At 60.9% G+C, this 12,883-nt stretch carries 9 protein-coding genes; 4 read left to right on the plus strand and 5 right to left on the minus strand.

The features are described from left to right. Nucleotides 1–552: 552 nt before the first annotated feature. From C7T36_RS30140 to C7T36_RS29850, 3 genes are all read right to left on the minus strand, one after another. On the minus strand, nt 553–696 hold the full coding sequence (locus C7T36_RS30140) for a hypothetical protein (RefSeq protein ID WP_181317476.1): 144 nt from the start codon (nt 694–696) through the stop codon (nt 553–555). Nucleotides 697–1,556: 860 nt separating this feature from the next. After that, on the minus strand, nt 1,557–2,210 hold the full coding sequence (locus C7T36_RS29845) for a hypothetical protein (RefSeq protein WP_146153440.1): 654 nt from the start codon (nt 2,208–2,210) through the stop codon (nt 1,557–1,559). 31 nt (nt 2,211–2,241) lie between these two features. Then, a complete protein-coding gene (locus C7T36_RS29850) occupies nt 2,242–2,931 on the minus strand; it encodes a hypothetical protein (protein WP_146153441.1) in 690 nt (229 codons plus the stop codon). Nucleotides 2,932–3,747: 816 nt separating this feature from the next. Between C7T36_RS29850 and C7T36_RS14740 the strand changes: the two genes are divergently transcribed. Then, nucleotides 3,748–4,587 carry a Cof-type HAD-IIB family hydrolase gene (locus tag C7T36_RS14740; protein WP_045066324.1) on the plus strand — a complete coding sequence of 280 codons (840 nt, stop codon included), beginning with the start codon at nt 3,748–3,750 and terminating at the stop codon, nt 4,585–4,587. A 33-nt stretch (nt 4,588–4,620) separates the two neighbouring features. Here C7T36_RS14740 and C7T36_RS14745 read toward each other — a convergent pair whose 3' ends face one another. Next, nucleotides 4,621–6,519 (minus strand): N-acetylmuramoyl-L-alanine amidase, encoded by a 1,899-nt coding sequence (locus C7T36_RS14745; protein WP_045066326.1) that lies wholly within the window; start codon nt 6,517–6,519, stop codon nt 4,621–4,623. 331 nt (nt 6,520–6,850) lie between these two features. Between C7T36_RS14745 and C7T36_RS14750 the strand changes: the two genes are divergently transcribed. Then, on the plus strand, nt 6,851–8,404 hold the full coding sequence (locus C7T36_RS14750) for a SpoIID/LytB domain-containing protein (protein WP_045066327.1): 1,554 nt from the start codon (nt 6,851–6,853) through the stop codon (nt 8,402–8,404). A gap of 108 nt (nt 8,405–8,512) precedes the next feature. On the opposite strand, the gene C7T36_RS14755 is transcribed toward C7T36_RS14750, so the two are convergent. Beyond that, entirely contained in the window at nt 8,513–10,006 is a 1,494-nt protein-coding gene (locus C7T36_RS14755; RefSeq protein WP_045066329.1) for a PucR family transcriptional regulator, read from the minus strand. A gap of 155 nt (nt 10,007–10,161) precedes the next feature. Between C7T36_RS14755 and C7T36_RS14760 the strand changes: the two genes are divergently transcribed. Both C7T36_RS14760 and C7T36_RS14765 read left to right on the plus strand, forming a co-directional pair. Beyond that, the gene (locus C7T36_RS14760; RefSeq protein ID WP_045066331.1) at nt 10,162–11,604 is read left to right on the plus strand and encodes an amino acid permease; all 1,443 of its coding nucleotides are present in this window, start codon (nt 10,162–10,164) and stop codon (nt 11,602–11,604) included. A 95-nt stretch (nt 11,605–11,699) separates the two neighbouring features. Beyond that, a complete protein-coding gene (locus tag C7T36_RS14765; RefSeq protein WP_045066844.1) occupies nt 11,700–12,881 on the plus strand; it encodes a thiolase family protein in 1,182 nt (393 codons plus the stop codon). Nucleotides 12,882–12,883 lie beyond the last annotated feature (2 nt).

A 12,883-nucleotide genomic window follows, 5' to 3' on the forward strand; every position in this document is an offset into this window, starting at 1 on the left:
GTATGTGGAACCGCCGCCCACCTCCAAGCAAGCCATGCAAATCTCATCTTGCTCGTACCAGTTAGCCTCGTCCTCGACACTCTCTTCACACGACGTACATACGAGCGCCACAACGACCTCCAAAGTCGGAACACGGAACACGGAACATTGCCGAGAGGTCAATAGTCAAAGGAGCTGGCTGCGTCACCATTCCCAGGAACTGAACTCGGCTACGCGGAAAATCTTAATACGAAGAAGAGTCCTGAACCCGACCGCCTCTTTACACTTCGTTTCATAGTTATGAGCTACTTCGGGTCGTCTCTCATTCGTTTGTTACTGACACATCGGAAATGAGACACTCGGAACCTTCGCCGGCCTTGTCGATACTAGACTGCTGAAGGGGCTCGGAGAGCGGTCAAGATGGCGCCGGAGCAAAATCGCTACCTCGCGTACTGAATCGTGACCTGTCCGAGAAAACTGTCAAGCCGTTCAGTTCATGCCGGTGGTCGTGGTTCTCACCTTCTGTGAGGTCAGCTAGAGCATCGAGCCTGAGTTAGTAGTTGGACTGCAGGTTCACCTAAAACTCTTCTGTGCGGACATGGTCAACTCCATCATTTCCCGCGTGTACGTCTCACCGTCAATCTCTTCCTTTGCATACTGACGCATGAGTTCGTCGATTCGGGCCTTCAGTTCTAGCTTGAGTTCTATCTTCTCCATGTCTGTCTCCTGATTGGTTGCTTGACTTAGACTGGCTGGACACGGCTTAGACTAGTCACCTGACATTGCGATCTCGCCAGAGAGCTATCTGACATTCGTAAGGCAACGCGGCTACAGTCCCATTTCGTCCTGATACTCACACCAATGATCGCCATCGTGTCCGGTCTCTAACCGGCAAAACACCCCTCCCCCCTTTTTTCGGCCGTACGGGAAGTATAGAGCGTTGCACCACTTATCTGTATTGGTCATGGGTCTCTCTCGTTCCAAATCGGTGCCCGGTAAGCACCGTCAGCATCCCAGAGCATAGCCTCGGGCCTTCACTACGAGTGTGCAACGCGCTCCCGACCACAACATCTGGCAGCAATCCCGTCTGTCGGATCCTCGCGCCCTGCGGATCACCGCATCGGTATCCAACGGTCGGTCGTCACAGACTATGGTTCCGTCCGCGATAGCGCCCAAATTGAACGCAGCGTGATCTTGCCTCGGAGCCCACGGCAGGCAAGGACGCTTCACCGTGATGACACGAGATCGAAGTCTCCCGGTCACGCCAGGCACGAGCTTGGACGCGATCGCATCAACTCTCGGGGTAGAAGGATCCTCCATCAGTCGCGCCCTACTCGTAGACCTGGGCAACTAGACAACAAGGCGAAACGGGAAACGTGCCGTCGCAGCTCTGACCAGCGCAGACTTCTACCGGCCCGTGAACGAAGCACTGTTCACCGCCATCTCCGAACTCGTCGAGGTCGGCGTCGGTCAGCGCGGTGTGGCCGAGCAACTACAGGAGATGACCGGGTGAGTGAGTAAGCATTCGACGAAGTCGTTCTCCCTAACCTCGCGTTAGCGCGCTCGACGCGAGGAGGCTAGTTGCCCTCGTCGGCGCCTTCTGTATTTACATAGAGCATATTCGTGGGTTTGTCGGGTTCTTGAGTTCTCGATAATTGAATGTTCGACAGTCCGTCGACGGCTGAGTATTGTTCATTCGCTAATTGTTTCGCCTTCTCGTCCGAGCATTTCAGTTCATTTTTAAAATATTCGAAGAGTTGTTTTTTGTACATTTTTTCCCAAACGAGTTCAAAGCCTCCATGTGGAACATTTAGTAGAATTCCTTCCTGGGATGCAGAGGTCGAACTGCCATCCTCGGTTGGTAAATAAATATCCTTGAATTTTGAGCCGGGCTGACCGCGATGAATGATTATTGATTGTGATGAAAGTGCCAGGTGGACCAAAGCGGAGTAGTGAGGGACAGGAAATCGAATAATCGCCCGCGTTTCAACCGGTCGTTCGAAGTTAACTTCGAGTCCCACCCAGCGACCGTTGGTCTGTGAACTCCAGATGGTTCTGACATCTCCGTTATTTAGATGGTCGAAACTATGAGCGTGAAACACATCGTCCAGGTCTGGGCGCTGAGAGGTGTCAAGCACAAGTGCCGGGACTTGCAGACCGTTGGCTTGTAGGGGTGACCCTACGGACCCGTCGGCAACGATATCCACGACGTCGAAATAGGAGGTTCTCATGCGTCGCTTCTTTACTTTCGTTCTGCCTACTTTAGATTTGCGTCGGATCACTGTTCACCTGTACTGGGATTGAAATTGAATAATGGACTGTTATTCCCCTGGGGTCGCTTAGTTCCACATGGATTGTGTTGATGCGCCTTTTGGAATAGAAATCGATCGGAACTAGGAATGTCAGCCATCCCTTGATGGCGCTATTCGCCAAAAGGCGCGGCGTTTCGCCAATGAAGCCCCCTCCGTCCGAGCTGGGCTGGTGACCAACACGAAGTGTTCCCTCTTTGGAGTTGATCACAAGTTCAGCAAGACTGATCGATCCGTCGCGATCGCTCGGATTTTCGATGATTAGAAGAGTTCCAACCCACATAGCTTTTTTATCTGACGATGCCCAGCTGGCGGATTTGACTAGTTTGGGATCGATTTTCGCTGCCCTTCGATCCTCTTGAGCCTTTGCTATTTTGTAACTTTTTCGTGCATAGCAGGCGCTCCAAGCGGCAACGAGCAGACTCCCAATGGCAACGAGTAGAGCCGCGACCGCGACATACGCCGAACCATTCCATTCGACTCCAAAGTAGATCGGCGCCGCGTCAGGCTGGATGGGTGACTCTGGCGGCGTAGTGGGAACGATTGTCTCCGGCAGGGGTGTTGGGAGCGGCACGTCGGGAGGTGAGGCCGTAGGGGCAACCTCGGATGGTTGCGCGGCGATTAAAGGGGGCAGGTCTGTCACAAGGAGAGTATGCGTCTTTTATGCGTAGAACGGACTGGACTGTCTGAATTTATGGTGGTGTGGCGCACCCGGCCATCTTCGCTGCGACTATTAACGACTGTTTGTGGTCGGCATACGCCCTGGACTAAGAAGGTCGAGGCTGGTGGCTCGCCGGTCCGACCACTCGAAACACGGCGGATGTTCCGATTTTCTTTGTTGCTGCGGACATCGTTCGAGCGGTGTATCGGGCTTCGAGTTGGGAACAGAGTGGACAGGGCGGGGCGTGGCGGTTCTCCGGTCCTGTGGATCCGGAACTGGAAGCCCGATACGTCGGAACTAGTGTCGCGGAGTTGAAGAATGCTCGTTCGGCTCGGCGGTGGCGTCAACATGGTTGGCATCCCTACCCGGTTGACTGAAGCGCCGTCCGCAAATTCGTCGAGTTCTGCCTTGCGCACTGACACTTGTCGGATGCATCTCTCAGAGGTGAAGACACCGGCGAGCAAAGCAAGTCGATTCATGCAGTCTACGGTGGCCGGTCGTGACCTGGGTCCAGGTCACGACCGAAACAAGAAACTGAAGCCCGACTCTTTGTTGTTTCCCTTATTGATCGTCTCGCCGCCGCGACGGCTCCTGCGAATGAACGGATCTGGGCGATCTGCGATTCTCGACCATTCATGATGTGCGAGCGATCTTGCGCCCCCCGCTTGCTTTGCGTGCTGCTGGATTCCGCCCGTTTGGCATCCTCCCCCGCCTGGTTGGTGATCGCTACCGATGCATCGATCCTGGCGGGCGCATCCTCGGAGCGAGACCGTCGTACCTGACAGGCACAATGGCGGGGTGAGCCCAGAGCGCCCGACCAACCCAGCCCGCCCAACTCTTGTCGCGACTGATGTCGACGGCACCTTGATCAACGAGGACGAGTTGGTCAGTGCTCGCACCCGCGAGGTGATTCACGCCGTCGTGGAATCCGGTACGCCGTTCCTGCTGGCAACGGGGCGTCCCCCTCGCTGGATTTCGCCGGTCGTCGAAAGCCTGGGCTACGCGCCTCTTGCGGTCTGCGCCAACGGCGCTGTTGTCTACGACAGCTACGCAGACCGCGTGCTCAGTGCCGCAACCCTGTCGGTGGAGGCTCTGATCGAACTCTCCGGACTGGCGCTCAGCGTGCTTCCCGGCGCCGGCCTGGCAGCGGAACGAGTGGGGGAGAGCGCCCACGACGCGGCTACCCCACAATTTGTCAGCTCCCCGGACTACGAACATGCGTGGCTCAACCCCGACAACACGGAAATGTCCGAGGACGATGTACTGGCGGTCCCGGCCGTGAAACTGCTGATCCGTCGGCCGGGAATGACCAGCACCGCAATGTACGACGCCCTTGCGCCGCACGTCGGGTCGCTGGCAGATATGACGTACTCGACGGAGAACGGGCTGATCGAACTTTCGGCTCCCGGCATCACGAAGGCGTCGGGTCTCGTGGCTGCGGCGAATCAATTCGGGTTCGACCTGTCCGGTCTGGTGGCATTCGGCGACATGCCAAACGACATTCCGATGCTCGCGATGGCAGATCTGGGAGTGGCGATGGGCAACGCTCACCCTGAGGCAAAAGCCGCAGCAGACGAAGTTACCGAGACCAATTCACAGCACGGGGTCGCAAAAGTCCTCGAGCGCTGGTGGTCGTAAAACCCACCAGCGCTCGAGGACTTCCCACAGGAGTTATCCCACGGCATTGAGAATCTGTGTGACTACACCGGTGATCTGGTTGAAGATCAAGGCACCGTTCTCGAAGTCACTACGGAACCCGTCCGGAATCGAGTACTCGTCCGAGATGGGGAGTCCGAGGGAACCCAGATCCGATCCGTAGCTCTGCCATGCCTTGAAGATCTCACCGACCACGGTGTACACGCCCCCGTTGGGGGAGGTGTAGATAGCGCCGTTCTGGAACAACGCTCCCAGATTGCCGAACTTGGCCTGCAGTTCTCCGGTGATGGCCTCACCGAGACGGCCGAGGTCGCCGCCTTCGGCGATCCACTTCTGCGCGAGGGGTGAATCGTCGGTCAACTTCAGAACCTGGTTGACGAGGTCCGTCACGGAAGACCCGGTGCCACCGGCAACAGTGTCAGCCGGAGTGTTGGGCTTCTGCACGGGAGGCGTGACGGGGTTAGCGGGTGCCGTTACTCCGTTAGCCGCATTGGCTGCGATCTGCCGGATTTCACCCATGCGGGCGTACGCGGCATCGCCCGGGCAGGCGGTGCTTCCGACGTCACGGTGAGCGAAGATGATCGGCAAATCGACTGCAGCACCCTGCGGGTACGGCGTGTACGGCGTGCCTTCGGAGTACATCGTGGTGCGGCCCATCGGATTGAGGCCGGCCAACTTGAGTCGCCACCCGAGGAACTGACCAACCGAATTCAGCATTGCCGACGACGGCTGAACGGTGGAGTAGTCACCCATCATTGCGATACCGACGGTGTTCTCGTTGAAACCACCGGCATGTGCACCCTGGACGGGCTTGTCCAGACCGCCTGCGCGGCCTTCGAAGATCTGGCCGTACTTGTCGACGAGCACGTTGTATCCGACGTCGCACCAGCCGAGAGTCTGTGCGTGGTAGGCGTAGATCGAACGGACGATCCCGGCCGACTCGGCCTTCGTGTAGTTGTTGACGCCCGCGGTGTGGTGCACGGTGGCACCGCCGAGGCCGTCGTCGTAAGTCGGGCCGTCGCAACGCAGGCCTTCGTCCGCACCCCACTGCGAGCGGGTGATCACTGCGGGACCGCCGGTGGAGAACGGTGCGGCTACTGCCTGCAGATTGTCGTCCGACGGGCTGGTGCCCGGATCGATGAGCACGGCCGTGACTTCGTCAGCGGTGGTCTCGACCTGGCGAAGCGGCTTCGACACCGATGCCGGGGTGTAACCGAGTTCGCCTTCGGGAGCGGGGGCGGCCTCAGTGGTGGGCGCAACCTCTGCCGGCGCCGATGAGGCGGGCGCGGGTGCTGCATCAACTGCCGGTGCGTCGCGCGGCGTCAGAATCTGGATGGCCTTGGTGAGTCCGACGTAGAGGGGCTCGGTGGCCGAGAGAGTATTCGTCGCCTGTTCGGCGTCGATGGCGTCGGGGGAGAACCACGGGCCCCAGATGCCGTCCTCGGACAGCGCACGGATCTTGGACTGCGCCGAGTCGACGGTGTCCGAGGTCAACGCGACCATGCTGAACGGGGCGTCGCGAGTGAGTTGCTTGACCACAGCGCCGGGGAATTCCTCATCCTGAACAGGCGTTTCCGTCGGCGCAGCCGGATCGGCCGGTGCCGGCAGAAGCTCCGTCGGAATCGTGATTCCGGGAGGCAGCGCGATGTCGGTGGGGATCAGTGCCTTGAGATCGCCGAGGTTGATGTCGGGCAGATCGAGCCCCGTCAGTTCCTTGAGCGGAATGACGATGTCGGGAACCGACGCGAGCAGAACCTGCGAGATCTGGGTGGGCACCGCCACGGATGACGTCTCGTTTGCCGAGCGGACGTCAGGCGTGTCGTTGGTGAGGCCGTATACCGCAAAAGGACTTGCGACAGCCAGTGCGGCTACGGCCCCAAGTACGAATGAGGGCTTCGGTCGACGGTGTGGCAAGGGATGACTCCTCGGTTGTAGTTACTTACGAGCGAATTTCAGGGCCGGTAACGGCCTCGAACAGAATCGGCCGGAACCGGATCCGAGCAGGTCGGAGGCCATGTTGCGCGGATCAACTCCATCTTTCGGTCGCATATGTCTGCAACTCGTGATGCGGATGTGACTCGTGTGACTGGTGTTGCTAAGTCCAGGCACTCTTGCCACACTAGTCACAAGAGTCCATAACGCTCAACCTTAGGGTGAGACTTTAGCCAAATCGTTGTGGACTGGACCACGTGCGGAGAACCGACTTCGCAGCCCCGTGAGTCCGGTGGCGATGAGGAGAGCGTTGATGGCGAAGAACGAGCGAAGCGGAACCGCAGGTAAAAAGCCTGTTAGACGCCGTTTCCTGGTGAGTGGACCCGGTCGGCGCCGTTCCGTGATGCGCATCTCCGTGCTGGGATTGATTCCCGCTCTGGCACTCGGAATTGCCGTCGGAGGTATCGGAACTCTTTACCAGGACGAGCCGTCGGTTATGCCCGTCGTGTCCGCCGACACCCAATTCACACTCTCCGGCCACGGCAACGGTCACGGCCGCGGAATGGGTCAATGGGGCGCTTACGGCTACGCCAAAAACCAGGGTTGGTCCGGCGAGCGAATTCTCAGCCACTACTACGGGGGCACTGTTCTCGACTCCATGCCGCCCGCTCAGATGAGCGTTCGGCTGACAGCCCGCGACGACGAGACCCTCGACGTGTACTCCGCCGCCGGCATGGTCGTGAACGGACAGCGCACCGCGCCCGGTGAAGCTGCCCACCTGACCGCACTTCCGGGCGGCGGCGCCAGCGTCGTCGTCACCAGCGGCTGCGGCGGCGGGGTCGTCTGGGAAGCGGTCACAAACCATCCGTGGGTGGATCCGGTAGATCTGTCCCCGGACCGGCCTGCCGACCAATTCTTGACGATGTGCGACGACAACGCCCCGTATCGCGGCGCGCTTGGTGTTGTGCTCGACAACGGAGCGGCGCGCACAGTCAACCTGCTCGACATGGAGGACTACCTACTTGGAGTGGTGCCGGTAGAGGCGAAGGCCGATTGGGCCGATTCCGGTGGGGCAGAAGCACTACGGGCTCAAGCCGTCGCCGCGCGGTCGTATGCCGCAGTCGAGCATCGCAGCTCGTACGCCGACACCTGCGACACGCAGGATTGCCAGGTCTACGGCGGCGCAGGCAAGGAAGATCCACGAACCACCGAGGCCGTGCGCAGCACCACCGGCGCAGTTCTCTCACGCGACGGCGACATCGTTGCCACCGAATTCTCCTCGTCTACAGGCGGTTACAGCTCAGGTGGAGCATTCCCGGCTGTGGCAGACGAAGGTGACACCATCTCGCCCAATCATGACTGGACGCAGATGTTTTCCGCAGGCGAGATCGCGGAGGCCTTCGGGGTCGGCGAATTGACGTCGCTGAAAGTTCTCTCCCGAAACGGCCTCGGCGTCGACGGCGGCCGCGTCACGGCTCTCGAAGTTGTCGGAACAAAGGCAACCGTCGGTGTCACCGGAATGCAGGCGAGGATGAAATTGGGGCTGAAATCCGACTGGTTCACTATCGGTGACGGCGCTGGTGTGGTAGAGAGTCCGGTATCGGAAACTGTAGCGCCAGAACTAAATTCGCAAATTACTGATTCGTCCGGTACGGTTGTCGAGACGCAGATCGAGGCAAAATATCGAGAGTTCGGTGGCGCCACCGGCACTCTCGGCGCCCCGGTCGGCCCGGAGATGCAATTGCCCTCCGAGGCAGGCACCTTCCGCGTCTTCGAAAATGGAACCATCATCTGGACCGAGATTTTGGGTGCGCAGGTAGTTGATGCCAACGTGCTCCGCGAGTGGATACCGACGGATATGAGCTAGGGGAAGATCGGTCGATATTTACCTCGCACAAAAACGATTCTGTCGGGCCTCGCCGCAATCCGGTGCAGGCCCGACAGGTCGTTTACGGCCCGAAGATCAGCCCGGAGATCAGATGGTGGGGGCGTCGCCGAGCAGTCGATATTCGAGCCACAGTTCGGCACGTTCGGTAGGGGAGCTGAGATCGAGTTGGAGCAGGCTCTCGATGCGAGCGAGCCTGCTGCGCAAGGTATGTCGGTGAATGTTCAGTGCAGTGGCCGCAGCATCTCCCACTCCGTTGTGGGCCAGCCACATGGCCAAGGTTCGGTAGAGGTCGCTGCCACCCTTTGCTTCGAGTAGCGGTCGAAGATGGGCCGCCGCAAAAGCCGTCGACCGATCGGGATCGAGAAACGCCGACAATCCACTTTCGGAGAGTTCCGCAAAACGCATCGACGGCAGGTTGCGGGCACTGGCCTCGGCTGCTGCCTGCGCGGCCTGCCTTCTGGCCCGCGAGAGATCGTCCCACCACAGCATGTCCGACACGCCGACGGTTACGTCGATACCTTTGATACGAGCGAGAATTCGTTCGCTGTCCGTAGCCGACACAACGGCGATGAGCGCGCCATCGGTGATGCCGAATGCCAAATCGCGGCTGAGGCCGTCGAGCAATGAGACGGACACGCTCTCGAGTAGACCGACGGGGCCCGCGACGTGGAAGACCTGAAAGGGTTCAATCGGAAATCCGCCCCACAGCTCTCCGGAGATGTTGCGCGCGAGCGTATTCTGGCCCTCGAAGAGCTGATGCATCGCCACCGTGCGTAAGTGATTCATCGTCAGCTGTGCATCTCGCGTGCGGGCCGTCATAAGCGTCAACAGGGAAGCGGCGGTGATCACGATGCCCTGATTCAGTGACCCGACGGCGCCGGGGCAGCCGGCGACGAGGTATCCCATCAGCTTTCCCCGCGACGTTGTCAGGGGATGGGAGATCACGTCCTCGTTCTCGCTCGTGACAAAGCTGACCTCCATCGGGCGGGCGTCACGCTCGGGAGCGGTGCGCTCGATTCCCGCGGCCGCGGCGGTGTGCGAGATCTCGACGGTGTGGCCGGCCGAGTCCAGCAGTGCCGCCCATCCCCCGATCAACTCCGCGACCCGGCGCACAACTGCTCGGGTCCCGTTGACCGTCACAGCGGCTTGGAGGAGTCGCCGCACGCTCTGATAGTTGTTGCGCAGGGCTTTCATGTCGTCCTCGGACTGCGCCCGGGACACCGCTTTTGTCAGTGCGATGAACGGCGTTCGCAGGGGGACGTCGAGAAGGGGCACGTTGAAACGTGTGGCCGCATCTACGAGAGCCTGCGGTACTTCCTCGTATCCGAGGCCGGTTCCGAAACCGATTCCGGCAATTCCGACGCCCACCAGGGTCCGCACGAATCGGGTTGTTCCCGCGGCCGTCATGGGTAGCGACACCCCGGTGATGAGGAGTAATTCGCCGCCGTCGAGGAAGGGCGTCGGGTCGGGGAGTTCGGAGACATGTGCCCAGGTCAGGGTGCGGTCGAGCTGATCTTGCCCGGCCAGTACTCGCAGGCCGAACTGTTCGGTCGCGCAGAGCTGGCGCAGGGTGATGGGCATGGGTTCAGTCTGGCACCTTGTTCGCGCCACTATGTAGTGCCTGCGGTCACGTTTGTACAAAGTGGAGCCTGTCGCGAGGGGGTTCGAGGTCCGACACTGGCGCTAGCCAAAAAGCGCCACCAAAATCCCACCGGAGAATCCCACAAGGAGTTTCGATGTCCAGTACGGACCAACCCGCGCTTCAGCACACGCTGAAGAAGCGGCACCTGTCGATGATCGCGATCGCGGGCGTCATCGGGGCCGGACTGTTTGTCGGCTCCGGCGTGGCGATCCAGGAAACGGGTCCAGGCGTCCTGATTTCCTACGCACTTGCCGGCGTCGTCGTCATCCTCGTGATGCGCATGCTCGGTGAGATGTCGGCAGCGTCCCCGGAAACCGGGTCGTTCTCCTCGTACGCAGACAAGGCCATCGGCCGCTGGGCCGGCTTCTCCATCGGCTGGCTGTACGCGTGGTTCTGGATCATCGTCCTCGGAATCGAGGCCACCGCAGGCGCTCTCATCATGAACCGATGGGTACCGGGTGTTCCGCAATGGACCTGGGCACTGATTCTGATGATCGTGCTGACCTTGACCAACATCATCTCGGTCAAGTCGTTCGGTGAGTTCGAGTTCTGGTTCGCGTCCATCAAAGTTGTTGCCATCATCGCGTTCCTCGGCATGGGTGTCGTCGCGATCTGTGGATGGATGCCAGGCGTCGAAGCGCCCGGCATGACCAACCTGACCGGCCACGGCGGGTTCCTGCCCAACGGCACGGGAGCGATGCTTGCCGCAGTCCTTGTGGTGGTGTTCTCGTTCTTCGGAGCTGAAATCGCCACCATTGCCGCTGGTGAATCGGCCAACCCGCTCGAAGCTGTTCGCGCAGCCGTCAAATCCGTCGTGTGGCGAATCCTCATCTTCTACATCGGCTCGATCGCCGTTGTCGTCACCCTGCTGCCGTGGGACAGCGCGTCTGTCGCGCTCAGCCCGTACGTCGCAGTCATGGACTCGTACGGCATCCCGGCCGCGGGCAACATCATGGACGTCGTTGTTCTCACCTCCGTCCTGTCCTGCCTGAACTCCGGTCTGTACACCGCAAGCCGCATGATCTTCTCCCTCGCTGGACGCGGCGACGCCCCGAAGTCGCTCTCCCGCATCGAGAAGACCGGCGTCCCGATGCGCGCCGTGCTGGTCTCGACCATCGTCGGATTCCTGACGGTTGGGATGAACTACCTGTCCCCGGACAAGGTGTTCCTGTTCCTCGTGAACTCCTCCGGCGCGATCGCGCTCTTCGTGTGGCTCGTTATCTCCGTGTCCCAGTTGCGAACTCGTCGCAAGCTCGAAGCGTCGGGCCAGGAACTGGAACTGAAGATGTGGCTCTTCCCGTATCTCACCTACGCCACCATTGCCGCGATCATCGCGCTCTGCATCGGCATGGTCGTCCTCGACTCGACCCGTAGCCAGATGTTCGTGTCCCTGGGTCTTGCGGCGATCCTCGTGGGCATCGGGCTCTACCGCTACCGCAACGACGACAAGACGGACGACAACAAGACCGGGGCCGCCCCGGCAGAGGTAACCCCAACGGTGGAAACGACAACAGTGGCAGTCACTACAAAGGCCTGACGCCTACGTCCCCATCTGCGCGATACTTAGATGTCCTAGTATCGGCCACGGACCGAGAATTTCGAGCGCCGTGCGCACAGCAGATGGGGACAATCATGACCACACCCGAACCGATCGTCATCGTCGACGGGGCTCGCACCCCGGTCGGTAGCTTCGGTGGCGTCTTCAAGGACGTCCCCGCACACGAGCTCGGCGCCACGGCTGCCAAGGCCGCGCTGACCCGCGCCGGCGTTGCACCTGAGGACATCGACGAGGTTGTCATGGGCTGCATCGGCCAGGTCGGCCCAGACGCCTACAACGCGCGCCGCGTCGGCATTGCAGCCGGACTGCCCGAGAACGTTCCCGCGTACACCGTCAACCGCCTCTGTGGCAGCGGTCTGCAGGCAATCTGGTCGGCAGCAATGCAGATGCGCTGGGGCGCCGCCGCCATCACGCTCGCCGGCGGCGACGAGAGCATGTCCCGCATGCCGTTCTACGATTTCTCCGCCCGCGCCGGCTTCAAGTTGGGCGATCACGGCCTCGTCGACGGCACCGTCGCGATGCTCACCGACCCCTTCAGCAACGCCCACATGGGCCGCACCGCCGAAGCCGTCGCCCGTAAGTACGGCGTCAGCCGCGAGCAGCAGGACGAGTTTGCCGTCGAATCGCAGCGACGCGCAGCCACCGACGCCGCAAAGGCCGCTTTCGCCGAGGAGATCACCGCCGTCGAAACCGGTGGCCGTCGCTCCGTCACCGTCACCGAGGACGAGCACCCCAAGCCCGGCACCACGATGGAAACCCTCGCGAAGCTGCGCCCCGCATTCGAAGAGGGCGGCTCCGTCACCGCCGGTAACGCGTCGGGCATCAACGACGGCGCAGCAGCCCTCGTTCTCGCGACGGGCACCGAGGCAGCCAAGCGCGGCCTGACCGGTCTGGTCACCCTCGAAGCCGTCACGACGGCAGCCATGGAGCCAGGCCTGATGGGCTACGCTCCCGTGCTCGCCCTCGAAAAGCTCTTCGCACAAACAGGTTTGAAGCCGTCCGACATCGGCACCGCCGAGGTCAACGAGGCGTTTGCCTCACAGGCCATCGCTGTCATCCGTGACGCCGGCCTCGACCCGGAGAAGACCAACCCGTACGGCGGCGCTATCGCCCTCGGACACCCCGTCGGCGCAACCGGCGCGATCCTGACGCTGCGCGCAGCTCGCGACATGGTCCGCCGCGACCTCGAATTCGGCATCGTCACCATGTGCATCGGCGGCGGCCAGGCCCTCGCAGCCCTGCTCAAGCGAGTCTGATC

The organism is Rhodococcus sp. AD45-ID, from assembly GCF_003023755.1.
GTDB classification, from domain to species: Bacteria; Actinomycetota; Actinomycetes; order Mycobacteriales; family Mycobacteriaceae; genus Rhodococcus_F; species Rhodococcus_F globerula.